This is a genomic window from Pseudomonas sp. E315 (assembly GCF_055406205.1).
The window spans coordinates 146,578-170,627 of the sequence record NZ_JBUZPJ010000006.1; the positions used below are offsets into that span (position 1 = coordinate 146,578).

At 56.6% G+C, this 24,050-nt stretch carries 27 protein-coding genes; 24 read left to right on the plus strand and 3 right to left on the minus strand.

The features are described 5' to 3' along the window. Positions 1 to 188: 188 nt before the first annotated feature. The 21 genes from ACZRJQ_RS11075 to ACZRJQ_RS11175 all read left to right on the plus strand — a co-directional run bounded on the left by ACZRJQ_RS11075 (position 189) and on the right by ACZRJQ_RS11175 (position 19,070). Positions 189 to 908: a beta-ketoacyl synthase chain length factor gene (locus tag ACZRJQ_RS11075; protein ID WP_463978399.1), complete on the plus strand. Its 720-nt coding sequence runs from the start codon at positions 189 to 191 to the stop codon at positions 906 to 908. After that, entirely contained in the window at positions 884 to 1,690 is an 807-nt protein-coding gene (locus ACZRJQ_RS11080; protein ID WP_463978400.1) for a lysophospholipid acyltransferase family protein, read from the plus strand. Before ACZRJQ_RS11075 ends, ACZRJQ_RS11080 begins: the two co-directional genes overlap by 25 nt. Further along, on the plus strand, positions 1,671 to 1,931 hold the full coding sequence (locus ACZRJQ_RS11085; RefSeq protein WP_463978401.1) for a phosphopantetheine-binding protein: 261 nt from the start codon (positions 1,671 to 1,673) through the stop codon (positions 1,929 to 1,931). Before ACZRJQ_RS11080 ends, ACZRJQ_RS11085 begins: the two co-directional genes overlap by 20 nt. A 9-nt stretch (positions 1,932 to 1,940) precedes the next feature. Further along, positions 1,941 to 2,195, plus strand: coding sequence for an acyl carrier protein (locus ACZRJQ_RS11090; RefSeq protein ID WP_463978402.1), 255 nt, complete (start codon positions 1,941 to 1,943; stop codon positions 2,193 to 2,195). Further along, positions 2,192 to 2,737, plus strand: coding sequence for a COG4648 family protein (locus tag ACZRJQ_RS11095; RefSeq protein ID WP_463978403.1), 546 nt, complete (start codon positions 2,192 to 2,194; stop codon positions 2,735 to 2,737). The genes ACZRJQ_RS11090 and ACZRJQ_RS11095 overlap by 4 nt, the downstream gene beginning before the upstream one ends. Beyond that, the gene (locus ACZRJQ_RS11100; protein ID WP_463978404.1) at positions 2,734 to 4,449 is read left to right on the plus strand and encodes an ApeI family dehydratase; all 1,716 of its coding nucleotides are present in this window, start codon (positions 2,734 to 2,736) and stop codon (positions 4,447 to 4,449) included. The genes ACZRJQ_RS11095 and ACZRJQ_RS11100 overlap by 4 nt, the downstream gene beginning before the upstream one ends. Then, a complete protein-coding gene (locus tag ACZRJQ_RS11105; RefSeq protein ID WP_463978405.1) occupies positions 4,442 to 5,176 on the plus strand; it encodes a glycosyltransferase family 2 protein in 735 nt (244 codons plus the stop codon). Before ACZRJQ_RS11100 ends, ACZRJQ_RS11105 begins: the two co-directional genes overlap by 8 nt. Next, complete coding sequence (locus tag ACZRJQ_RS11110) at positions 5,173 to 6,111, plus strand: LpxL/LpxP family acyltransferase (RefSeq protein WP_463978406.1); 939 nt, start codon at positions 5,173 to 5,175, stop codon at positions 6,109 to 6,111. Before ACZRJQ_RS11105 ends, ACZRJQ_RS11110 begins: the two co-directional genes overlap by 4 nt. Further along, a complete protein-coding gene (locus tag ACZRJQ_RS11115; RefSeq protein WP_463978407.1) occupies positions 6,092 to 7,636 on the plus strand; it encodes an HAL/PAL/TAL family ammonia-lyase in 1,545 nt (514 codons plus the stop codon). The genes ACZRJQ_RS11110 and ACZRJQ_RS11115 overlap by 20 nt, the downstream gene beginning before the upstream one ends. Then, positions 7,629 to 8,054, plus strand: a complete 426-nt coding sequence (locus ACZRJQ_RS11120; RefSeq protein ID WP_463978408.1) for an acyl-CoA thioesterase — start codon at positions 7,629 to 7,631, stop codon at positions 8,052 to 8,054. The genes ACZRJQ_RS11115 and ACZRJQ_RS11120 overlap by 8 nt, the downstream gene beginning before the upstream one ends. Next, on the plus strand, positions 8,051 to 8,758 hold the full coding sequence (locus ACZRJQ_RS11125; protein ID WP_463978409.1) for an outer membrane lipoprotein carrier protein LolA: 708 nt from the start codon (positions 8,051 to 8,053) through the stop codon (positions 8,756 to 8,758). The genes ACZRJQ_RS11120 and ACZRJQ_RS11125 overlap by 4 nt, the downstream gene beginning before the upstream one ends. Next, entirely contained in the window at positions 8,748 to 11,060 is a 2,313-nt protein-coding gene (locus ACZRJQ_RS11130) for an MMPL family transporter (protein WP_463978410.1), read from the plus strand. The genes ACZRJQ_RS11125 and ACZRJQ_RS11130 overlap by 11 nt, the downstream gene beginning before the upstream one ends. Then, entirely contained in the window at positions 11,057 to 12,217 is a 1,161-nt protein-coding gene (locus ACZRJQ_RS11135; RefSeq protein ID WP_463978411.1) for a cation:proton antiporter, read from the plus strand. The genes ACZRJQ_RS11130 and ACZRJQ_RS11135 overlap by 4 nt, the downstream gene beginning before the upstream one ends. Beyond that, positions 12,208 to 13,455, plus strand: a complete 1,248-nt coding sequence (locus ACZRJQ_RS11140; protein ID WP_463978412.1) for an NAD(P)/FAD-dependent oxidoreductase — start codon at positions 12,208 to 12,210, stop codon at positions 13,453 to 13,455. The genes ACZRJQ_RS11135 and ACZRJQ_RS11140 overlap by 10 nt, the downstream gene beginning before the upstream one ends. Next, entirely contained in the window at positions 13,452 to 14,180 is a 729-nt protein-coding gene (locus ACZRJQ_RS11145) for a class I SAM-dependent methyltransferase (RefSeq protein WP_463978413.1), read from the plus strand. The genes ACZRJQ_RS11140 and ACZRJQ_RS11145 overlap by 4 nt, the downstream gene beginning before the upstream one ends. Before the next feature lie 134 nt (positions 14,181 to 14,314). Next, positions 14,315 to 14,773, plus strand: a complete 459-nt coding sequence (locus ACZRJQ_RS11150; protein WP_463978414.1) for a hypothetical protein — start codon at positions 14,315 to 14,317, stop codon at positions 14,771 to 14,773. Next, positions 14,770 to 15,957: a beta-ketoacyl-[acyl-carrier-protein] synthase family protein gene (locus ACZRJQ_RS11155; RefSeq protein WP_463978415.1), complete on the plus strand. Its 1,188-nt coding sequence runs from the start codon at positions 14,770 to 14,772 to the stop codon at positions 15,955 to 15,957. Before ACZRJQ_RS11150 ends, ACZRJQ_RS11155 begins: the two co-directional genes overlap by 4 nt. Further along, positions 15,954 to 16,421, plus strand: a complete 468-nt coding sequence (locus tag ACZRJQ_RS11160; RefSeq protein ID WP_463978416.1) for a hotdog family protein — start codon at positions 15,954 to 15,956, stop codon at positions 16,419 to 16,421. The genes ACZRJQ_RS11155 and ACZRJQ_RS11160 overlap by 4 nt, the downstream gene beginning before the upstream one ends. Beyond that, positions 16,414 to 17,142, plus strand: coding sequence for a 3-oxoacyl-ACP reductase FabG (gene fabG, locus ACZRJQ_RS11165; RefSeq protein WP_463978417.1), 729 nt, complete (start codon positions 16,414 to 16,416; stop codon positions 17,140 to 17,142). Before ACZRJQ_RS11160 ends, fabG begins: the two co-directional genes overlap by 8 nt. Continuing rightward, positions 17,142 to 18,368 carry a beta-ketoacyl-ACP synthase gene (locus ACZRJQ_RS11170; protein ID WP_463978418.1) on the plus strand — a complete coding sequence of 409 codons (1,227 nt, stop codon included), beginning with the start codon at positions 17,142 to 17,144 and terminating at the stop codon, positions 18,366 to 18,368. Before fabG ends, ACZRJQ_RS11170 begins: the two co-directional genes overlap by 1 nt. 444 nt (positions 18,369 to 18,812) lie before the next feature. After that, positions 18,813 to 19,070: an RNA recognition motif domain-containing protein gene (locus ACZRJQ_RS11175; RefSeq protein WP_463978419.1), complete on the plus strand. Its 258-nt coding sequence runs from the start codon at positions 18,813 to 18,815 to the stop codon at positions 19,068 to 19,070. A gap of 433 nt (positions 19,071 to 19,503) precedes the next feature. On the opposite strand, the gene ACZRJQ_RS11180 is transcribed toward ACZRJQ_RS11175, so the two are convergent. Continuing rightward, on the minus strand, positions 19,504 to 20,382 hold the full coding sequence (locus tag ACZRJQ_RS11180; protein WP_463978420.1) for a queuosine precursor transporter: 879 nt from the start codon (positions 20,380 to 20,382) through the stop codon (positions 19,504 to 19,506). After that, positions 20,382 to 20,975 carry a helix-turn-helix transcriptional regulator gene (locus tag ACZRJQ_RS11185; RefSeq protein ID WP_463978421.1) on the minus strand — a complete coding sequence of 198 codons (594 nt, stop codon included), beginning with the start codon at positions 20,973 to 20,975 and terminating at the stop codon, positions 20,382 to 20,384. The genes ACZRJQ_RS11180 and ACZRJQ_RS11185 overlap by 1 nt, the downstream gene beginning before the upstream one ends. Before the next feature lie 624 nt (positions 20,976 to 21,599). Here ACZRJQ_RS11185 and ACZRJQ_RS11190 point away from each other — a divergent pair. The 3 genes from ACZRJQ_RS11190 (at position 21,600) to ACZRJQ_RS11200 (ending at position 22,929) form a co-directional block, all read left to right on the plus strand. After that, entirely contained in the window at positions 21,600 to 21,854 is a 255-nt protein-coding gene (locus ACZRJQ_RS11190; RefSeq protein WP_463978422.1) for a hypothetical protein, read from the plus strand. Positions 21,855 to 22,007: 153 nt separating this feature from the next. Beyond that, complete coding sequence (locus ACZRJQ_RS11195) at positions 22,008 to 22,448, plus strand: hypothetical protein (protein ID WP_463978423.1); 441 nt, start codon at positions 22,008 to 22,010, stop codon at positions 22,446 to 22,448. A gap of 34 nt (positions 22,449 to 22,482) precedes the next feature. Next, the gene (locus ACZRJQ_RS11200; RefSeq protein WP_463978424.1) at positions 22,483 to 22,929 is read left to right on the plus strand and encodes an excinuclease; all 447 of its coding nucleotides are present in this window, start codon (positions 22,483 to 22,485) and stop codon (positions 22,927 to 22,929) included. A gap of 115 nt (positions 22,930 to 23,044) precedes the next feature. On the opposite strand, the gene ACZRJQ_RS11205 is transcribed toward ACZRJQ_RS11200, so the two are convergent. Further along, on the minus strand, positions 23,045 to 23,944 hold the full coding sequence (locus ACZRJQ_RS11205) for a LysR family transcriptional regulator (protein ID WP_463978425.1): 900 nt from the start codon (positions 23,942 to 23,944) through the stop codon (positions 23,045 to 23,047). Positions 23,945 to 24,050 lie beyond the last annotated feature (106 nt).

Sequence of the window (24,050 nt, forward strand, 5' to 3'; positions counted from 1 at the left end):
ATAGACCAATAATGGCAAAATGACAGCTATTTCGTCTAAATCGATAAAATCCCATACTTAAAAATGTAAGCAATATTTGCTACGAGCCAACTGCACCGGGATAATGCCGCCTCTCTGTTTTCAGGTGCAGCATCGATCGGTGTTGACCTTCGCATCAAGGAAGCCCGCAGGGGCGGGATGAATCTCCAGTGATCAATTTCGATATTGCCGCATGGCGCGCCTGGGCTCCGGGCATCGACAGCGTGGCCGATTGGCAGGCCTGGAGCCAGCAACCCAGCATTCCCGCGCCCAGTGATGCAGCCCCAGACGTCTCGTTTTTACCGGCAATGCAACGCCGTCGCCTCAGTCGGCTGGCACGCATGGCGTTCAGCGTCGGCTGGCCATTGGCCGAAGGTCGGGAAGCGCTGCCACTGGTTTTTATCTCGCGCCACGGCGAAACACCCCGCACCTTCGATATCCTCAGCGATTTAGCCGCCGAGCAACCGTTGTCACCCACTCAGTTCAGCCTGTCGGTACACAACGCGATTATTGGTTTGTGGTCGATCATGCGCGGCGAAACCAGCGAAATGACGGCGCTCGCAGCGGCGGGTGATGGTCTGGAGCATGGCCTGCTCGAAGCCTGCGCGCTGCTCAATGAAGGCGCGCCTGCGGTGTTGCTGATAGTGACTGAAGAGCAACCGCCCCAAGCCTATGCGCACTGGATTGACGATGTTCCCTTTCCGTATGCCGTAGGTCTGTTGCTGACACCGGGCGAGCAATGGCAACTGTCTCTCACGCCTCAAAACTGCCCACCCGCCACAGCACCGTGGCCGCACGCCTTGAACCTACTGCGCCACCTGTTCAATGAGCAGCCTTCGTTCCAACATGCCTGGAATAAACGTGTATGGAACTGGCAACGCACCCTGTGAACACGCCTCGTGATGCCTATTACTGGCGATTAATCGCCACCGCTCTCAGCTTCGGTTTATTCGGGTTGGGGTGTTTGTGTCTGCGCTTGGTCATTTTCCCCCTGCTCAGTTGCTTGCCCGGCCCCCCCATTCGCCATCGCGAACGCGCGCGCGCGACCGTCAGTCGCCTGTTCTGGCTATTTATCCGCACGATGGCCCGTATGGGCGTGCTGACCTATGACGTACAAGGCGCCGAGCGGCTCGGGCGGCCCGGCCAAATGATCATTGCCAACCATCCGTCGCTTATTGATGTGGTTTTTTTGATCGGTCTGGTGCGCAACGCCAATTGCGTGGTCAAACAAAGCCTTTGGCAGAACCCCTTTACCCGCAGCCCGGTGCGCGCCACGCAATACATCAGCAATGACGGCAGTGTCGACATGCTCGATAAAGCCGCAGGCGCGCTGCAAGACGGCCAAACCTTGATCATCTTCCCCGAGGGTACCCGCACTCAGCCAGGGCAGGCGCCAGCCTTTCATCGCGGCGCGGCCGCCATTGCGCTGCGGGGTGCGAAGATCCTCACCCCGGTGGTGATCAAGGTCAGCCCCACCACGCTGACCAAAGCCGAACCCTGGTATCGAATTCCTAAACGCCGCGTGCATTTCAGTTTTTGTGTCGGCGCCGATATAGATCCACAAACCTTTACAGCGCTTGGCCCGCCACCTAAAGCCTCGCGTCTGCTCAATGACTTCGTGCATGACTTTTTTATTAAGGAGCTCGCCACAGATGAGCGATCTAAACAGTGACATCAAGCAGTTGATCATCGACGCCCTGGGCCTCGAAGACATCAGCATCAGCGACATCGGCGACGAACAAACCCTGTTCGGCGAAGGCCTGGGGCTCGACTCTGTAGACGCCCTTGAGCTGGGTCTGGCGATTCAAAAAACCTACGGCATCAAAATAGATGCCGACGCCAAAGACACCCGCGATCACTTTTCCAACGTGGCCAGCCTTGCGGCTTTTGTCACGGCCAAACAGGCAGCCTGAGACCGACCCATGCAAACCCGTGATGACATTTTCAACACCCTGCGCGACGCCTTGGTCGAACTGTTCGAACTTGAACCCGAGCGCGTCACCCTGGACGCCAACCTGTATCAGGATCTGGAAATCGACAGCATTGATGCCGTTGACCTGATCGACCATATCAAGCGTAAAACCGGCAAAAAAATTGCCGCCGATGAGTTCAAGTCCGTGCGTACGGTCAATGATGTGGTCGAGGCGGTTTACCGTCTGGTTCACCCGAGCGCATGAGCCGACTGATCGGCATCGGCTTGTTACTGGTCGGCTTGCTGTACCCCTTCGCGGTGTATTTCGGCATGGCCCACTTCGCCCCGTGGCAGTTCGCGCTGTTGCTCGGTGGTTTGTGGCTGGCCCGCGCCCTGACGGGGGAGCGACGCCCCGGCAGTCTGTGGATGGCAGGCGTGGCGCTGGGGTTTTGCGCACTCTTGGCGTTGTTCAACAGCCCAGCCTTACTGCGCTGGTATCCGGTGCTGATCAGCACTTTTATGCTCAGCCTGTTCAGTCTGAGCTTGACCTTCGGGCCACCGATGATCGAGCGTTTGGCGCGGTTGCGCGAGCCCGTGCTCCCCGACATTGCTATTCATTACACACGGCAGGTGACCAAAGTCTGGTGCCTGTTTTTTGCGCTCAACGGGTTAGTCGCAGCCAGTTTGACGCTGTGGGCACCGCTGAGCTGGTGGACGTTGTACAACGGCCTGATCGCCTACGGGCTGATGGGACTGTTGTTTGCCATTGAATGGCTGGTACGACAAAAAGTAAGAGGCCGTGCATGAATTGGATAAAACTTGAGCAGTTGTTGCTCAAGGCAGACGCTGGCCGAGCCGTCAGTTTTGACCCTGCACTCAATCACCTTTCGCTCTGCGAGCAGGCCTTGAGCCTCGCGGGCGGGTTGCAGCAGCGTGGCGTACAACGAATTGCCGTGCATCTGGCCGACGCCGCCGAGCTGGCGGTGGTGCTGCTCGGCGCGTGGCGGGCAGGTGTAAGCGTGCTCTTGCCCGCCGACGTGCAAGCCCAAACCCGTGAACGCTGGGCTTCACAGGTCGATTTATGGCTCACAGACAGCCACACGCTTGAAGCTCTGTTCGCCGAGCCGGTGCCAGCGGCCGAGCTGGATCTGGACGCCTGTCAGCTCAGCCTGTGTACCTCCGGCTCCAGCGGCGAACCCAAGCGCATCGACAAAACCTTGCGCCAGATGGCCAATGAAGTAGAAGCACTTGAGCGTCTGTGGGGTGCAGAACTGGGCGACGCCTGCATCATCGCCAGCGTGGCGGCGCAGCATATTTATGGGCTGTTGTTTCGTGTGTTGTGGCCGTTGTGTGCCGGGCGCCCCTTTGTGCGCAAACAACTGGCGTTCCCTGAAGACATGCAGCGCGCCAGCCGTGAACACAACGCTTTTGCGTGGGTGGCAAGCCCAGCGCTTCTGAAAAGAACCACCGACAACCTCGACTGGCCCGCCATGAGTCAGGTTCGCCGCGTGTTCTCATCTGGCGGTGCGTTACCTGCTGAAGCAGCGCAGGCGTTACACCAACGGTTAGGCCAATGGCCCACCGAAATTCTGGGCAGCTCCGAAACCGGAGGCATTGCTTGGCGCCAGGGACAAACCCTGTGGCAGCCGTTCGCCGATGTGCAACTGAGCCAAAGTGACGACGGCGCGTTACGCATCACCTCGGCGTACTTGCCTGCTGGCCATGTGGAGCACACCGCTGATGCAGCCCGCATTGAAAGCGATGGGCGCTTTGAACTGCTCGGGCGACTGGATCGCATCGTCAAGCTGGAAGAAAAACGCATCTCGCTGCCCATGCTTGAGCACGCGTTGGTCAGCCATGAATGGGTGCAAGAAGCGCGTTTTGGCGTGGTACACGACAACCGCGCATCCCTCGGCGCCTTGCTGGTGCTCAGCGACAGCGGCTTGTTCGCCTTGCGCGAGCATGGCCGCCGGACGCTGACCCAAACCCTGCGCCAGCACCTGAGCCAACACTGCGAAGCTCTGGCCCTGCCGCGCCGCTGGCGTTTATTGCGCCAACTGCCACTTAACAGCCAAGGCAAACTGCCGCAGGCACAAATCGATGCCCTGCTGCTGGCTCCGCGCACCAAACAGCCTGAAGTGCTTAATCAACAACACGTAGATGGCGTCTGGACGCTCAACCTGTCGATCCCGCCTGACTTAGCATTTTTCAGCGGTCACTTCCCTAAAACCCCCGTGCTGCCGGGCGTGGTGCAGGTGGATTGGGCGATGAGCCTGGGCCAGCAACTGCTCGACCTGCCGCCTCGTTTTGCCGGCATGGAAGTGCTCAAGTTTCAACAACTGGTGCGCCCCGGCGACACCATTGAGCTGACGCTGCGCTTTGACAGCGAACGCGGCAAATTGCATTTTGCCTACCGCAACGCCAGTGCCGCCTGCTCCAGTGGCCGCATCGTGCTGGAGGGAGATGCCATCGCGAGCATGCTCGCGCCTACCAAGGAAGGGGGCTCCCCCCATGCATAACCCCTGCGCCGTGATCCCGGTTTTTAACCATGAAACAGCAGTGCCCGCCGTGGTCGATGCGTTGCTGAGCGCAGGCCTGCCCTGCGTATTGGTGGACGACGCCAGCAGCCCGGCCTGCAGCGCTGTACTTGAACAACTGGCCCAACGCGATCAGGTGTTTTTGATCCGTTTGGCGGTCAACCAAGGCAAAGGCGGCGCCGTGATGGCCGGGCTGCGCGAAGCTGCACGACTGGGCTTCACCCACGCTCTGCAAGTGGACGCTGATGGCCAACACGACTTACGCGACGTCGCGACGTTTTTACAAGTCTCGCAGCTCAACCCCCAAGCCCTGATTTGCGGTTATCCACAGTACGACGCCAGCGTGCCCAAAGGCCGTTTGTATGCGCGCTACCTCACCCACGTTTGGGTATGGATCAACAGCCTGTCGCTGCAAATTCCCGACTCGATGTGCGGCTTTCGGGTGTACCCGCTGCCCCCGACGCTCGCCTTGATCAACTCGGTCAAGCTGGGCAAACGCATGGACTTCGATCCCGAGATTCTGGTGCGTTTGGCGTGGCGCAATCAGCCAATGCGCTGGCTGCCCACCAAAGTGCATTACCCCCAGGATGGCCTGTCACACTTTCGTTTGTTCCATGACAACGCGCTGATTAGCGGCATGCACACCAAACTGTTTTTTGGCATGTTGGTGCGCTTGCCGACCATTCTCTGGAGGCGCTGGCAAGCATGAGTGAGCCCCAACAGCATTGGGCTGACCACAAGGAGCGCGGCAGTTTTTGGCTGATGAAGCTCACCGCTTTTGGCGTCAAAGTCCTGGGCCGACGCCTACTCACGCCAGTGTTGTACGCCATCGTGCTGTACTTCTTTTTGTTCGGCGGCCGCGCCCGACGCAGCATCTGGCAGTACCAGCAACGGCTGGCCGACTGGAGCGGGCAAAGCACATTGCGCCCTACCCGCTGGCGCGTGTTCGGGCAGTTCATGGCCTTTGCCGATGCCTTGCTCGACAAACTCGACGTATGGAACGGCCGCCTCAAACTTCAGGACATCGAAATCGTTGACCCGGCGGGCCTGCGCAATCAACTGCGCGGCGAACGCGGGCAAATGCTAGTGGGTGCCCATCTGGGCAACCTTGAGGTATGCCGCGCGCTGGCTGAGCTGGGTGAAAAAGTCACCATGAACGTGTTGGTTCACACCAAACACGCCGAGCAGTTCAATCGCCTGCTGGGCGAAGCTGGGGCCAGTAACTTACGACTGATTCAAGTCAGCGAACTCAACCCTGGCGTGATGCTGCAATTGAGCCAACGCCTTGAAAACGGCGAGTGGCTGGCGATTGCCGGTGACCGTGTACCGCTGCATGGCGGGCGCAATGTGCGGGTAGATTTTCTCGGCCATGCGGCGGCGTTCCCACAAGGCCCGTGGCTGTTGGCGGGGCTGCTCAAATGCCCGGTCAATTTACTGTTTTGTTTGAAGCGCCAAGGCCATTATCACGTGATCCTCGAACCCTTCGCCGACGCTGTTATATGGCGTCGCAGCGACCGCGAGCAGGTGATCGCCCAATGGACAACACGCTACGCCGAGCGTCTGGGGCATTACTGCCTTCAAGCACCCCAACAATGGTTTAACTTTTACCCTTTCTGGAAGACCGATGACGACGCATCCGCATGAGCCAGTAACCTTCGGCCAACCCCCTTTGCGCATTGAAGACGTGCTGGCCTTGGCCAATCGTCAAGTGCCAACACAGCTGCAAGACGATGCTCAATACCGCGAGCGCATCGCCAAGGGCGCACGTTTTCTGGACTCGCTGCTGGACAAGGAAGGCGTGATCTACGGCGTGACCACCGGCTACGGTGATTCATGTGTAGTGGCAGTGCCGCTGGAACACGTCGAAGCCCTGCCGCGTCACCTTTACACCTTTCACGGCTGCGGGTTGGGCAAGTTGCTCGACGCCCAAGCCACCCGCGCCGTACTCGCCGCCCGTTTGCAGTCGCTGTGCCACGGTGTTTCAGGAGTGCGCATTGAGTTGCTGGAGCGCCTGCACGCTTTCATCGCCCACGACGTGTTGCCGCTGATTCCCGAAGAAGGCTCGGTTGGCGCCAGCGGCGACCTCACGCCGCTGTCCTACGTGGCTGCAACCTTGTCGGGCGAGCGCGAAGTGCTGTTCAAAGGCGAGCGTCGCTTTGCCGCTGACGTACATCGCGAACTGGGCTGGACGCCTCTGGTGCTGCGCCCTAAAGAAGCGCTGGCACTGATGAACGGCACCGCCGTCATGACCGGCCTCGCCTGTCTGGCCTATGCCCGCGCCGACTATCTGCTCAAGCTCGCCACCCGCATTACCGCGCTCAACGTGGTTGCACTGCAAGGCAACCCGGAACACTTCGACGAGCGTTTGTTTGCCGCCAAACCCCATCCGGGGCAAATGCAGGTTGCTGCCTGGATTCGGGAAGACTTGGCCATCGACGCACCGACCGCGCCGTTGCATCGCCTGCAAGACCGCTACTCGCTGCGCTGCGCCCCCCACGTGCTGGGCGTGTTGGCTGATAGCCTGAACTGGCTGCGCGGGTTTATCGAAATCGAACTCAACAGTGCCAACGACAACCCCATCATCGACGCCGAACAAGAACGTGTGCTGCATGGTGGGCACTTCTACGGCGGCCATATTGCCTTCGCGATGGACAGCCTGAAAACGCTGGTGGCCAACGTTGCCGACCTGCTCGACCGCCAGCTCGCGTTACTGGTAGACGTGCGTTACAACCACGGGTTGCCAAGCAACCTGTCGGGCGCAACAGCTGAGCGCGCGATGCTCAACCACGGCTTCAAAGCGGTACAAATCGGCACCAGCGCCTGGACCGCCGAAGCCCTGAAAAACACCATGCCTGCCAGCGTGTTTTCACGCTCCACCGAGTGCCATAACCAAGACAAAGTGAGCATGGGCACCATCGCCGCCCGCGATGCCATTCGCGTGTTGGAGCTGACCGAACAAGTGGCCGCCGCCGCGTTGCTGGCCGCAAATCAGGGCGTGTGGTTGCGCAGCCGCGCCGAAGACGCACGACCACTGCCGCCTGCGCTGGCCGCCATGCACGCCGAACTGGCCAAAGACTTCCCGCCGGTAGTTGAAGACCGCGCCCTCGAAGCCGAGCTGCGTTTGTGCCTGAGCCGCATTGCTGAGCAACATTGGAGGCTGCATGCGTAGCAAAGGCGTAATGCACGTTGATACCGAAGTGTTGGTGCCGTTTTTCGACATCGACACCATGCACGTGGTGTGGCACGGGCATTACGTCAAATACCTGGAAGTGGCTCGCTGCGCGCTGCTCGACCACATCGGCCACAACTACACGCAGATGCTCGACGCGGGCTACGCGTGGCCAGTGATCGACATGCAACTGCGCTACGTGCGCGGCGCAACCTTCGGCCAACGGATAAACGTGCGCGCCAGCCTCGTGGAATGGGAAAACCGCCTGAAAATCACCTACCTGATCACCGATCTGGCCAGCGGCGAGCGCCTGACCCGCGCCTGCACCGTACAAGTAGCAGTCGAAATCGCCAGCCGCGAAATGCAGCTGGCCTCGCCTAAATGCTTCACCGATGCCGTCGCCAAGGTACTGCCATGAACCTGTTTGCCCGATTTTGTAGTCGCTGCCAAAGGCTGCGATTGAGCCCAAAGGGCTCTCGTTTTGCCAAGAACGAAGGTCCTGCGGCCCTTATCGCAGCCTTCGGCAGCAACTACAGGGGATTCGCGTTCACCCTGCTGCTCGGCTTTTCCTCGTTCGCTCATGCTTTCGACTTGCAGCAACTCAGCCAACAACTGGCCAAGCCGCAAGTCATCCACGGTCAGTTCATTCAGGAAAAACACCTGCGCGCCTTGCCCCAGCCGCTGACCAGCACCGGCACCTTTGTGCTGGCCAAAGATCACGGCCTGCTCTGGCAGTTGAAAACCCCGCTGCAACAGGATTACCGCATCACTGCGCAGGGCATTGCCCGTCGCAATGGCAGTGAGTGGCAGATGCTGCCCGGCAAAAGCGCAGGCGCAGAGCAAAACCGGCTGTTTCTGGCGGTGCTGCAAGGCGACAGCAGCGGCTTGCAGCGGGACTTCGACTTGCAACTACAAGGCCAAAGCAACGCTTGGACGCTCACCCTGACCCCGCGCTCGCTGCTGCTCAAGCAGGTGTTTAATCAAATCAACATCACCGGCGGGCAATTGGTGCAGCGCATTGAACTGCAAGAAACCCAAGGCGACAGCACGTTGCTCAAGATGCAGAACAGCGTCAGCAACCAACCGTTGAGTGACGCGGAGCAACACGACTTTGCGCAGTGAACGCTGGTTGCCCCGAGGCTTTTTAATTGTGTTACTGGCCGTACTCGCCGTGGCCGGCTGGCAATGGCGCAATGGCGCGCCGCTGTCAGCGAACCTGATGGAGCTGGTGCCCGGCGAGTCGCCAGACGCATTGGAGCTGAGCGCCGAGCAACGCATGCAAGAGCCGCTAAACCGCGAAATGCTGGTGCTGGTGGGCAGCGCTGATCGCCAACAAGCCATCGCTACCGCTCAACATGTGGGCGAGCAATGGCAAGCCAGCGGCCTGTTTGAAAAAGTGCAGTGGAACCTGCAAGCCGACTTGCCTGCCCTACGCGAACAACTGCTGCGCGGGCGGCTGGCGATGCTGTCAGAAACCGACCGCATGCAACTGATTGAACACCCCGACGCGTTTATCCAACAACGCGTGCAAGCGTTGTTTGATCCCTTCACAGGTTTCAGTCTGGTGCCGAGCCAGGACGACTGGCTGGGCCTTACCGGGCGCATCCAAAACAGCCAGCCACAACGCGGCGCTGTGCAACTGGATATCGGCAGTGGCGCGCTCATTGCCGATGCCGATAGCAAAAGCTGGGTGCTGCTGCGTGCGCGCACCCAAGGCAATGCCTTCGACATGAAGCTGCCGCTGCAAGTGGCCGAGCTTTTACGTCAAAGTCGCGAACAGGCGGCCGCACATAACGTTCAATTGTTGGCAGCCAGCGGTTTGCTGTACGCCGCCAGTGGTCAGCAACAAGCCACACGTGAAATCACGTGGGTGGGCGGCGGTGCCACCGTGGGTATCTTGCTGCTGTTGCTGCTGGCCTTCCGACGCTGGCGAGTATTGCTGGCCTTTTTGCCCGTGCTGGTGGGCATGCTGTTTGGCGCAGTCGCCTGCGTCGCCTTTTTTGGCAGCATGCACGTCATGACGCTGGTGCTGGGCTCCAGCCTGATCGGCGTGGCAGTCGATTACCCGCTGCATTACCTGTCCAAGAGCTGGAGCCTCAACCCTTGGCGCAGTTGGCCAGCGTTGCGTTTGACCTTGCCCGGTTTGAGCCTGAGCCTGGCCACCAGTTGCATCGGTTATCTGGCCTTGGCCTTTACGCCGTTTCCGGCACTCACCCAAATCGCCATTTTCTCTGCGGCGGGTTTGGTCGGCGCTTACTTGAGCGCTGTTTGCCTGCTGCCCGCGTTGCTCAAGGGGGTGGAACTGCGCCCTACGCAATGGCCATTGAGCGTCGCGCAACACCTGCTCGATGTGCGTGAGGCGCTGCTGAAAAAAGTCCCGACACCAGCTTTGTTGGCGGTGCTGTTGGCTTTTTGCGCAGCCGGTTTGTGGCAACTGACCAGTAAAAACGACATTCGCCAGTGGGTCGGCGCACCACCACAACTGATGGCCGAAGCACAGGCCATTGCGCGAATCACGGGCTACCAACCCACCAGCCAATTTTTTTTAGTGCGAGCGGACAACGAGCAGCAATTGCTGGAACGCCAGACCGCCCTCAGCGAACGCCTCGATCAGTTGATCAATATGGGCAAGCTGCAAGGCTATTTGGCGCTAAACCAATTGGTCAGCCAGCCCGCCGATCAACAACGCCTGCGCGCAGCCTTGAACCAGCTGCCGCAACATTGGCAACCCTTGCTGGCGCTGGGCGTGCCCGAACCCGCACTTCGTGCCGAGCTGGCCCAACTGCAAGCCTTGCCTGAGCAACGTATCGAAGACGCTTTGGTGGGGCCGTTGGCCGAGCCTTGGCGCGCCTTGTGGCTGGGCAAAAATGAAGCGGGCGTGGCGGCAATGGTGAGCCTGCAAGGGCTGAACAACGCCAACCTGTTGCGGGTGCAAGCTCAAGACTTGCCCGGCGTACAGCTGGTGGATCGCTTGGGGGATTTGAACAAGGTGTTTGCGGCCACTCAAATCAGTGCGGCGCAGTTGAAGCTGTTGTCCTGTGTGTTGATCGTGTTGTTGCTGATTGCGCCATTTGGCTTTGGCGGCGCACTGCGGATTGTGGCCCTGCCGTTGCTGGCCGCGCTGTGCAGCCTGGCCAGCCTTGGCTGGTTAGGACAGCCACTGACGCTGTTTAGCTTGTTTGGCTTGTTATTGGTGACCGCCATCAGCGTCGACTACGCGATTTTGATGCGCGAGCAAATCGGTGGTGCGGCTGTCAGCCTGCTTGGCACTCTGCTGGCGGCGCTGACAACGTGGCTGTCGTTTGGCCTGCTGGCCGTGTCGAGCACGCCTGCGGTGAGTAACTTCGGTCTGTCGGTGAGTTTGGGGCTGGCGTTCAGCTTTATCCTCGCGCCGTGGGCGGGCAAGCAGGTACACCGCTCATGATGACGCTGGTGTTTTGGCTGCTGGCCTTGGCCCTGTTTGCACTGGCGACACGTGTGGGCCGCTATTTTGGCGTCATTCCCATTGTCAGCCAGTTGCTGCTGGCATCCATTGGCCTGCCGTTGCTTATGCTGCTGTGGATAGAGCCGCACTGGCAGCTCACCGGCGCGCAGCTTGTCGCACCGACGTGGCTTAAAAGCCTGTACAGCCTGAGTTTCGCTCTGTTGCTGGGGCACATTTTGAGTGACGTGATCGACCTGCGACTGGATCGCCAAAGTCTGAAAATCGCCCTGCCCAGTTTTGCCGTGCCGTTTGCTTGTGGGCTGGCCTGTGCCGTGTGGCTGCTGCCCGAACAACCGTGGTTGAGTTCGCTGGCCATCGGATTGGTGTTTGCCATCACGGCCATCCCAGTGCTGTACCTGTACTTGCGCCACATCGACTACCCGCCCGCCGCCACTCGACGTCTAGTGCAAAGCGCAATTGTGATTGATCTGACCTGCTGGAGCCTCTTCGGTCTGGCGCAAGGCACGCTAGACCTCAACAGCCTGTTGCTGCCCATGGCCGGGGCTTTGCTGCCGTTGCTGCTGCGGGTTCTGCGTATTCGTGAGCCGCTGTGCTACAGCCTGCTGTTTTTCGCCTTACTGGTGGTGGCCGAGCATTACCACCTTAATGCGCTGATATTCGGTGTCGGTTATTTGGTGTGCATGGCGTGGCTCAAGGTACCGCTGGTGATGCCGTTAAAGTCAGCCTGGCTTGTACGTTTGCAAACCACGATTGCGATCCCGTTGCTGCTCACGTTCGGCATTGTGCAAATCAACGTGCACAGCGTGCTAAGCGACATCAGCGTGCTGCAATTGAGCGCATTGCTGGTGTTGCCAGTGGTCAGCAAAATGCTCGGCAACTGGCTCGGGTTGAGCTGGGCCACACCGTCGTTTGTGGGCGCCAGTAAATGGCGCGAAAGCCTGTTACTGAATATTCGCGGGTTGAGTGAAATCGTGTTCCTCAACTTGTTGCTGCAACAACACCTCATTAGCCCCGCGCTGTACTTCGCGCTGATGCTGATGGGGTTGATCGCCACCCTATTACCCGCGCTGGCGGGCATGAACAAACCCCCAGTGAAGTCTGCCGTAGTCCCCGGCAAGGAGCCTCTGTGTCAGTAGTAGAAATGGAACGTCGTCAGGTTGTGGTCATTGGTGCTGGGCCGTCTGGCGCCATTGCGGCAGCGTTGCTCAAACGTAAAGGCCACGATGTATTGATCATTGAACGCCAGCACTTCCCGCGCTTCTCCATTGGTGAAAGCCTGCTCTCGCATTGCATCGACTTCCTCGAAGAGGCCGGCATGCTTGAAGCCGTGCAAGCGGCCGGGTTCCAGGTCAAAAATGGCGCGGCCTTCGCTTGGGGCGAGCAGTACAGCGCCTTCGATTTTGGCGACACCTTCAGCAATGGCAAGCCGACCACCTTTCAGGTGCAACGCGCCGACTTCGACAAGCTGCTGGCCGATCAGGCCGCGCTGCAAGGGGTCGAGATTCGCTACGGCCAAACCGTCATCGCCACCGATGTTGAGCGAGCCAAACCGCTGCTTGAGGTTGAACGCGAAGATGGCAGCCGGTATCAGGTCGAAACCGACTTTATTCTCGATGCCAGCGGCTATGGCCGTGTGCTGCCGCGCCTGCTTGATCTGGAGGCACCGTCAAATTTCCCGGTGCGCCAAGCGGTGTTCACCCACGTTGAAGACCGCATTGATTGCGAAGGCTTCGACCGCAACAAAATTTTGGTCACCACCCACCCGACCCACCGCGACATCTGGTTCTGGAGCATTCCGTTCAGCAATGGCCGGTGCTCGGTGGGTGTGGTCGCGGCAGCGGAGCATTTCGAGGGCCGCAGCGAAAACCTCGACGAACGCCTGCGCAGCTTTATCGACGAAACCCCAAGCCTGCAACGCGTGCTGGCCAATGCAGTGTGGGACACCCCGGCCCGCACCATCGGCGGTTACTCGGCCAATGTCAAAACCCTGCACGGCCCGGGTTTTGCGCTGCTGGGCAATGCGGCTGAGTTTCTGGACCCTGTGTTTTCGTCAGGCGTGACCATCGCCATGCGCTCAGCCAGCATGGCCGCGGGCGTGCTGCATCGTCAGTTGCAAGGCGAAGCCGTGGACTGGCAAACCGAGTTCGCCGAGCCCCTTAAACGCGGGGTTGATACCTTCCGCTGCTACGTCGAAGGCTGGTACGCCGGCACCTTTCAGGACGTCATCTTCCACCCCGGTAGCTCGCCACAAATTCGCCGCATGATCAGCTCGATTCTGGCCGGCTATGCCTGGGATGAACGTAACCCATTTGTCAGCGAACCCAAGCGCCGTTTGCGCATGCTGTCGGACATTTGCGCCACGGAGCCTGCATGAAACCTCTGAGCGATACCTACGTCGAAGAAACCCGCTTCGGGTTTTGGTTCTTGCGCAGCCACACCTGGCAGCACCATGTGTTGCGAGTGGCAATCAACGACCTGCGCAGTCTATTCAGTGAAGCGTTGCCGTCTGCGCCGGTGATCCTCGACGCAGGTTGCGGCCAGGGCAAGTCGTTTCAGTACCTGCAAAAAACCTTCGCCCCACAGCGTTTAATCGGCCTCGACGCCGACCCGCTGAGCCTGACCCTGAGCCGTGAAGAAGCCAAACGCCAAGGCATCGACATTGAGTTGATTGGCAGCGATTGCGCAGAGCTGAACGTGCCCGATGCCAGCGTCGACATCCTGTTTTGCCACCAGACATTCCACCATTTGGTGCAGCAAGACCGTGCGTTGGCCGAGTTTTATCGCGTGCTCAAGCCGGGCGGCTACTTGCTGTTTGCCGAGTCCACCGAAGCCTACATCGACACGTGGGTGATCCGCTGGTTGTTCCGCCACCCCATGCACGTGCAAAAAAGCGCGGCGCAATACCTTGAGATGATCCGCGATCAAGGTTTTGAATTTGAGCCGAAAAACGTGTCGTACCCGTACCTGTGGTGGAGCCGTTCCAAAGACTTCGGCCTGCTGGAGCGCTTTGGCCTGCGACGTGCAAAACCGGTGGGCCAGCGTGAAGAAACGTTGGTCAACGTGGTAGCGCGTAAACCCCTGCACGGTAATCAGCAATGACAAACCCAATCCCCGTAGGAGCTGCCGCAGGCTGCGATATGGGCCGAAGGATCTTCTTCAACATGGGCCTGCTGCGCAGACCATCGCAGCCTGCGGCAACTCCTACAGGGTTCTGCGCAACTCTTTGGATACTCATGTTCCTGTTGCTCAGCGGCTGCGCCAGCTTGCCGTTGCCTAAACACACTCCAACGCTGGCGTTACCGATGCAGTTGCATGTCCAGCGTATAAAGGGTGATCAGCGTCAGGATTGGTTACTGGTCATTCAGCAAGAAGATGCCGGGCTGCGCTGGTCGTTGATGGACCCATTAGGTATTCCGCAAGCACGCCAACAGTTGCAGGACGGTCGTTGGCACGCCGATGGTCTGCTGCCACCCAATCCTGAAGCCCGCGAGTTGTTCGCCGCACTGCTGTTTGCGCTCACCCCGCAACACGAGTTGAAGCGAAATTATCCACAGGCCAAATTCGAGTCCAATGTGCGCGTACTGCCTGCGCGCTGGCAGATTCAATACGACCAGCCGCAGGTGTTTCGCATCAACATGCGGGGCGATCTGGATTACGACATCAGCCCGCTCAACACCGAGGCGGCGCCATGACGGCTTACCTGAATGCTTTGGGCGTCATCTGCTCGCTGGGCCGCGGCGCCAAAGAGGTCGCGCGCACTTTGTTTGCCGGTGATTGTTCGGGTATGCAGCGCCAAAGCGGCTGGGTGCCGGAGCGCTCGGTCACTGTCGGTGCCGTAAAGGGTGAACTGGCAACAATCGCGCCTGAACTCACTCAACAAAGCAGCCGTAACAATCAGTTGCTGCTTGAAGCCGCGTTGCAAGTGCGTAACGAAATCGATCAAGCGATTAAGACCTTTGGCCCTGAGCGCATCGCCATTGTGCTGGGCACCAGCACTTCGGGCATTGATGAAGCCAGCCGTGGCATCGCCCACTACTTGCACAAACAGCAGTTCCCCAGCGAATACGACTACCGCCAGCAAGAACTCAGTGCCCCGGCCACGTTTATGGCCGAGTGGTTGGGCATCACCGGCCCGACCTATGTGATCTCGACCGCCTGCACCTCCAGTGCCCGTGCGTTGATGAGCGCCCAGCGCCTGCTGGACATGAACCTATGCGACGTGGTGCTGTGCGGCGGTGTCGACAGTTTGTGCAAGCTGACGCTTAACGGCTTTTCGGCCCTTGAAGCGGTGTCCGACGAGCGCTGCAACCCGTTTTCAGCCAACCGCCACGGCATCAATATTGGTGAGGCCGCGGTGCTGTTTGTGATGAGCAAACAACCAAGCAGCGCCCATGCCATCGCCTTGCTGGGTGCGGGTGCAAGCTCGGACGCACATCATATTTCGGCCCCGGAACCCTCGGGGCGCGGCGCAGCTCAAGCCATGCACAGCGCCTTGAAGCGTGCGGGTTTACAGGCCAGCGATATCGGCTACCTGAACCTTCATGGCACGGCCACCCAACATAACGATGCAATGGAAAGCCAGGCAGTGGCACGGGTGTTCCCCAACGGCGTACCCTGCTCGTCGACCAAACCCATGACCGGCCACACCCTCGGTGCAGCAGGCGCGCTGGAAGCCGCGTTTTGCTGGCTGAGCCTGACCCACGGCAACGCGTTGGCGCCCCATGTCTGGGATGGCCAAGCCGACCCGGCACTGCCCGCGTTAAGTTGGGTCACGCCCGGCCAAACCTTGGCCCTCACCCCTCAACGCTGCCTGATGAGCAACTCGTTTGCTTTCGGTGGCAACAACGTCAGCCTGATTATCGGAGACGCCCCATGATTGATTGGCCGCTCGCCGAACTACTGCCCCACGCTGGCGACATGATCCTCATTGATCATGTGCTGGCGTTTGATGAAGAACAGATTAAAACCAGCCTCACTGTGCGCGCAGGCGGCTTGTTCAATCGCGAAGACGGCAGCTTGCCCGCGTGGGTTGGCGTCGAGTTGATGGCGCAAAGTGTGGCGGCTTACGCCGGTTGCCGCGCCCGCCTGCAAGGCAACCCCGTGGTGCTGGGCTTTTTGCTGGGCACGCGCAAATTTGAATGCAACGTCGAACACTTCCCTCTGGGTGCGCAGCTGCACATCCATGCCTTGCGCTCGCTGGAAGACGATAACGGCATGGGCGTTTTTGAGTGTCATCTCACTGGCCCCGACATCCACGCCACCGCCCGTCTGAACGTGTTCCGTCCGCCTCAGGCTGAAAACTACCTTGCTCAAGCTTCCCAGGAGACCCGCCATGACTGAGTCCATTTTGGTCACAGGCTCTAGCCGTGGCATCGGCCGCGCCATCGCGTTGCGTTTGGCGCAAGCCGGTTTTGATCTGGTGCTGCATTGCCGTAGCGGCCGCCATGAAGCCGACGCCGTGATGGCTCAAGTGCACGCACTGGGGCGCAACGCTCGCGTGTTGCAGTTTGACGTGTCGCAGCGAGATCAATGCAAAGCCATTCTTGAGGCCGACGTTGAAGCACACGGCGCCTATTACGGCGTGGTACTCAACGCCGGGTTAACCCGCGATGGCGCGTTCCCGGCCTTGAGCGAGGACGATTGGGACGTGGTCATGCGCACCAACCTCGATGGTTTTTACAACGTGCTGCACCCGGTAATGATGCCGATGATCCGTCGTCGCCAAGCCGGGCGCATTGTGTGCATCACCTCGGTGTCAGGCCTGATCGGCAATCGCGGCCAAGTCAATTACAGCGCGTCAAAGGCAGGCTTGATCGGCGCTGCAAAAGCGTTGGCCATTGAACTGGGCAAACGCAAAATCACCGTTAACTGCGTCGCGCCGGGCCTGATCGACACGGCCATGCTCGACGAAAACGTCCCGGTAGAAGAATTAATGAAAATGATCCCCGCCCAACGCATGGGCACCCCGGAAGAAGTCGCAGGCGCGGTTAACTTTTTGATGTCCGCTGAAGCCGGCTACATCACCCGCCAAGTGCTGGCGGTTAATGGAGGCTTGTGCTGATGAAACGCGTTGTCGTCACCGGTATGGCCGGTATTACCTCGCTGGGCAGCGACTGGGCCAGTATTGAGGCCAACTTTGTAGCGGGCCGCAGCGGCATTCGGCGCATGGACGAGTGGGATCGGTTTACCGAACTCAACACCCGTCTGGCCGGGCCGATTGATGACTTTGCCGTGCCCACGCACTGGACGCGCAAGCAACTGCGCAGCATGGGACGCGTGTCTCGGCTAGCCGTCGGCGCCGCAGAACAAGCGCTGCAAGACGCCGGTTTGCTGGGCAACGAGATCATTCGCGATGGCCGCATGGGTGTCGCATGTGGCTCGTCCACCGGCAGCACTGACGAGATCAAAGCGTTCGGCAACATGCTGCTCAACTCAGTCGCCGAAGGCCTGAACGCCAACAGCTACGTGCGCATGATGCCGCACACCACGGCAGCCAATATCAGCATCTTTTTTGGCCTCACCGGGCGTTTGATTCCGACCTCCAGCGCCTGCACCAGCGGCAGCCAAGGCATCGGCTACGCCTACGAAGCCATCAAGTTTGGTCGCCTGCCCTTGATGCTCGCCGGTGGCGCCGAAGAGCTTTGCCCCACCGAAGCGATGGTGTTCGACGCCCTGTACGCCACCAGCCTGAAAAACGACGCCCCGCAGACCAGCCCGCGCCCTTACGACAATGGCCGGGATGGCTTAGTGATTGGTGAAGGCGGCGGCATGTTGGTGCTCGAAGAGCTGGAGCACGCCTTGGCACGTGGTGCGCATATTCATGCTGAAATCGTTGGCTTTGGCAGTAACGCTGACGGCCAACACACCACCCGCCCAGAAGTGCGCACCATGCGCCGGGCAATGGAACTGGCCTTAGAAGACGCGGGCATCAATGCGCAAGCCATCGGCTACGTAAACGGCCACGGCACCGCCACCGAACAAGGCGATATCGCTGAAACCCTGGCCACCAGCGAACTGTTCGGCAAGCACATGCCCATCAGCTCGCAGAAAAGCTTTTTGGGCCACACGTTGGGCGCATGCGGGGCTCTGGAGTCGTGGTTTTGCATCGAAATGATGAACCGCGATCGGTACGTGCACACCCTCAACCTGGACGAAGTTGACCCTCGTTGTGGCGAGCTGGACTACCTGCGCGGCGAGTTCCGACACATGCACAACGATTACGTGATGAACAACAACTTTGCCTTTGGCGGGGTTAACACCTCACTGATTTTCCGTCGCTGGTCGTAAGGCACAAACAGGCACAAACAGAAAACAGAAAACAGAAAACAGAACACGCCATTTCAGAAACCTCTCACTTTCAGCGCTTGAGCTTCGCGCTAGGGTCAATGCCCCCGACGCATCGGGGGCATCCCAAGGAAGAGTGAACCATGACTGCTGTTCAGCAGTTGTCAGACCCTCACAACATAATCTCCTTGATTAGCATCCACAGTGGCCAGATGAATTTGTGCACGCACTAAGTCTTTGGGTTAATACTCGATATAAGCGATGCCAGTTAACATGACATCAGTCATTTAAACCATAAACTTGAAGCTCAACTTTTAGCCTCATAGCCAACATTAAGTCAAGTTATAGCAAAATAGAATGAACCAGTGATAGCCACAAGCCAAAATATGTCTAAACTTAAGTTACAACCAACACTTGATATATAACATCAAAATAGCTGAGGTTTTTATGAGTTCAACATTATATGTGGGCAACCTTGAGCCTTCTACCACAATAGAGGATCTAGGGTCATTATTCACCAATTACGGTGACGTTGAAAATATAAATATTGTTGAGGACAGGGAAACAGGTCGACCCAAAGGATTTGGATTCGTAAAATTTACTGATAACGACGCAGCGGATAAAGCTATCGCGGCCTTGAATGGATCGAATTTCAAAAACAGAGTCCTCCGCGTCAATATTGCGCAGACTCGCTCTACCCAGTGAAGTCCGACTCTTATCACACACAAGTGGACAAAATGGTGCCAAAAAAATTAAGTAAATCGTCGTACCAACAATTCAAACGGCTATTTATAAATATAAGTATCCCTAATACGAAGACCTAACTCGCCACAACGTAGTGATTAGTCGATAACGGCGTTACGACAAGCTCGAGAAAAATAGCAATTAGCAGAAACTCTCACTTTCGCGGGGTTAACACCTCACTGATTTTCCGTCGCTGGTCGTAAGGTACAAACAGGCACAAACAGAAAACAGAACACGCCATTTCAGAAACCTCTCACTTTCAGCGCTTGAGCTTCGCGCTAGGGTCAATGCCCCCGACGCATCGGGGGCATCCCAAGGAAGAGTGAACCATGACAAAAAAGGCAGTTATTTTTTTCAGCGGTGGGCAAAATAACGTTATTCCTCCTTACTTAACTCAGGCAGCAAGCGTCCCAGCGGCATAGCGCTTAAATAATGCTCTTGCACCATAGGCAGGCAATACATTAAATACAGCGAAGCACATTTTTATAGCGATCTGAACATAAATTAAATTTAATATTTCAGCTGTTGCCATCACTCCATAAAACGCAACAAAGCAAAAAATAAAACTATCTATCATCACTGCGAAACACGAACTTAAAAATACACGCAAAAACAAAAATCGCGAATTAGTTAACTCTTTTATTTTATTCAGAAGATAAGAATTCATATATTCAGAAAAAATAAAGGACACCGACGAAGCTACCAACACCGATGATACATTTGTCATAATCTCATCATAGGGAACATTAAATCTCCAACCTGCCACCCCAGGAAGATAACTTGTTGCGCTCAGCAACATAATCACTAAAGCATTACTTGCAAACGCAAACAATATAGCCCTTCGCGCAAGTCTAACGCCATAAAACTCATTCAAAAGATCGACTATCAGAAATGTAAACGAATAGAGAAATACTCCAGGCGTCACAACAACATCAAAAAACTTTATGTAGACCAGTTTTGTAGCTGCAATATTCGCGAAGATATAGAGTGCAAAGAGCAGTAAATTTAGACCAACATAGACCATCCACGACGTTTCGTGCCTATCAGTTATTTCATAGGCCGTATGCGCAGCGCCATGCGAATAAAACTTCCGATATATATTCTTCAACTCAACCTTACTTAAGTCCTCCAACATCTCACTTTTCAACAGATCACTTAGTTTTATTTTGACAACCTTACCCGTAGAGATAACCATAATAATGGCGAGGTTTTTCCTATTTTCAAAACCCAACAATTTGTATTTTTTGTTTTCTACCTCACCATTATCGGTCATTAAAATCGCTCCTCCAATATTTCTCCGACAACACAAAAAACATCCGACTCCACCGGCGCCCCATTTACAACAAACAACTTTTTCGTAATTTTATCGTAGACTAAAACTTCTCTACCGCTGTTTGATAAGCCCTTTTTAACTATTAACAGATCGCCAGATTCGTTTGCGCCACTAATTTCGTTCTCTAAAAGCACACCTATCAAATTGCAGGCCGTACCAAAATAATAAGTGAGTGGATACATAGTTGATAACTCACCAATCCTTTTGTTCATACTTTGGATAAGCTGACTCTCTTTAATAATAGGAACCGCCGCCGGATTCATGTTCCCCTGAAAGGAAATACTACTTTCTATTATTTCCCTCTCTTCAAAATCAACACTTTCTATCTCTTTGTAAGACACGCCAAAGAAATCAGATATCTTACGAATCGTAGACTGTTGAACATTAACGACCTTGCCTTCCAGAATGTTATATATAGTCGTCCTCGTTAAGCCGCTGGCACTGCATAAAGACAACTGCGTCTCCCCGCGACTTCTAATAAGGTACTTTATATTGTTTTTTAAATTTTCCGCCCTTTCTTTTTTATGCACCATACATTCACCCCCTGTGTTTATTCACAAACAACCGCGCACACCAGACAAGTTACCCCACATTTTTCCTTGCAAGACCAGCACCACAGCTCAACACCATACAAAACACACTACTAACGAACACGCAAAAGAAGACTGACGTAATACAAAAATACAGGAAGCCTCTTTCAGCCCTAGAAATAATTCCTACGGCAATTTGGAAGTATTTAACTTTTACCACAACCCAATACCTCGCTGCATGAACCGACATGAAGCGCAGGAGCACTGTATTGCGCAAAAAATAAACACCCCCACAACTATTAATCATTTAAATATGCACATGTTTAATAACATGACCAATTAAACAAAATTTTATATTAATAATTCACCTACCGTCTAAAGCCGCGTAAAGTACTCATCAACTCCAAACTAACAGTGATAGCTTGGAGCCATTCCAACTTTACAGGGAGATACTTCATGGAAAAGAACCCTCACCCATTTGAAATCGCCAGCCCTAATAGCTGCCGAACAATTTCAACCATCAGAAGTCGCCACCCCCTCTTAAAAGCCTATCCAACGGGCTGGCTAAAGCTCCACCCAACAACACTCGCTAAATAGTCGCGTTATTTAACCAAGAGGAAGTTAGTTATGAATCGATATATGCCTATCACGGGTATCGACTGCAATATTGCATCGTTGCTGATCGACACTGAAGCACCGCTGGACGTCTTGCACGAAACAGCAGCCTACCGGATCCGCACTGCGACTCAGCTTCTCGAAAATCTGGCATTTAACGAGGGGGCTTATAGCGAGCTGGCGCGGGTGCTGGTGACGTCGTTACGCGATGGTTGTGACTTGCTGGATGTGGTCGGGCGACGATTACAGACGCAGGCTTGCGCGTAAAAAGTGGGTCGATCTCAAAGAGGTCGACCCACTTTGTAACAAGTTCGGGCAAAATGCACAGCCAATGCGTCATGAACATCACTTTCGCCTTTGACGGGATCAACACTTGGTTGATTTTGCGTCGCTGGCCGCAACACTTTTGGAGCCAATGGAATGTCTTACCTGTTGCGCGGCGCCCTGATTGCGCTTGCTTTGCTGACCACCGTTTCGTGCAGCAGTAAACGCCTGTTTACACCCGATCGCACACTGCATGCCTCGATCCAGACCGATCGTGCGCAGATGCAGCAAGCCATCGTCAAAACTCTGGTTGCTCGCCAATGGACGGTGCAAAAAATCACCCCCGAATTGGTACAAGCCCAGATCACGGTGCGCGGCCAATACCATGCCGAAATCGACATTCCATACAGCGCCAATCATTACCGTATTCAGTACCGCGCCAGCAGCGGGCTGGACTACAAAGACGGCAAGATTCACAAGAACTACATCCGCTGGGTGCGCCTGCTGGATCGGGGCATCGTGCGTGAATTGAAAGACAACCAGAACGAACGCACAGCCCAACAGCTGTCCGAGTCGGCACTGGCAAAACCGCTGTAACCCTGCACTTTTCGTCGTCAAGGAGACTTCAAACATGCAATTCAAAACGCTGGCTGCTGCCACCACTGTGCTGCTGTGTGCCCTGCCTGCTGTGAGCCAGGCCCGTGACACCGCGCTGTATCTGCCATTTGATCAGGTGGTGACCGAAGCCATCAGCACGGGCAAGATCGACGGCAGCGTCAAGTTCTACCTGGCGGGCAATACGCCACGCGGCAAGGTCACGGTGGTCAGCCCTGGTGCTGTGACCAATAAGAAAACCAACGCCTTCAACAAAAGCGACGAGCAGGCGTGCTCTTGGGCGCTGCAATCAGCGTTGATCACCTTGCACGAAGCCGCCAAGAAGGTCGGTGCCAATGCCGTTACCAACATTGCCAGCTTCTACAAACGCAACGAGCGTAAAGACCCTAAAACCTACGAGTGCCATGCAGGCGCCGTGATTGCGGGCGTAGCATTGAAAGGGGATTTGTCGAAAGTGAATTAAGGGTAAGACCGGTGTGTAGGAGTGAGCTTGCTCGCAGATGGGCTCTGCGCAGTGCGCGCATTTCATCGAGATATTAGATTTGCAAACTCGCTCCTACACTGAGTCCCACGGGGTGCTACACCGACGCCACGGTTTTGCGCGTCAGCAGTTCGGCAAAGGCCTTGGCCATCGGCGATGGGTTGCCTTTGCGTTGCACCAGCCACACGGCGGTGTTGGCATCCGGGTCAAGCAACGGTCGATACACCACGCCTTTGATGCGCATGTGCTGGAACGATGCTGGCAGTACCGACACCCCCAACCCCGCCGATACCAAACCAATAATGGTCATGGCTTCGCCCACTTCTTGGGAGAAGTGCGGGCTGAAACCCGCCTGGCGCGCCAAGCTCAGCAACTGAGCATATAAGCCGCTGCCGTAGCTACGCGGGAAGAACACAAAAGGCTCGTCTGCCAATGCCGCAAGGAGTAAGCCGCCTTCACTGCCTTCAGCCAACGGATGATCTGCACGTATGACCGCCACTAATGGCTCGCGGAACAACTCCACCGCCACTAACGATTCTGGCAATACCAATGGGCGCATCATGCCGACTTCTATGGACTCGTCCACCAAGCCTTGGGCCACTTCGCGGCTGCTCATTTCCTTGAGGTTGAGGTGCACCGCCGGGAAGGCCTGACGAAACGAAAAAATCGCCTGCGGAATACTGGAGCTAAAAGGCGCTGATGAGGTGAAGCCAATTTTGAGTTCACCTAACTCACCCAACTGGGCACGGCGGGCAACATCGGCAGCTTTGTCGACTTGGGCCAGCACCAGGCGCGCTTCTTCCAAAAACAGTCGCCCGGCTTCGCTAAGCTCCACTCGCCGATTGGTGCGATCAAACAAACGCGCCCCCAGCTCATGCTCCAGCGCCTGAATCTGCTGACTCAGCGGCGGTTGTGAAATGCCCAGTAATTGAGCGGCACGGCCAAAGTGCAGCTCTTCGGCAACGGCGATGAAGTAGCGCAGGTGGCGCAGTTCCATACAGGCTCCATTGAGTCGTTAAACCTATCAAACAGGTCGAACAATATATTGGAAAGAATCGTTAGCCGCCTATATTCTTTTGCCATTGCCGCTTGGCTTTACGCTT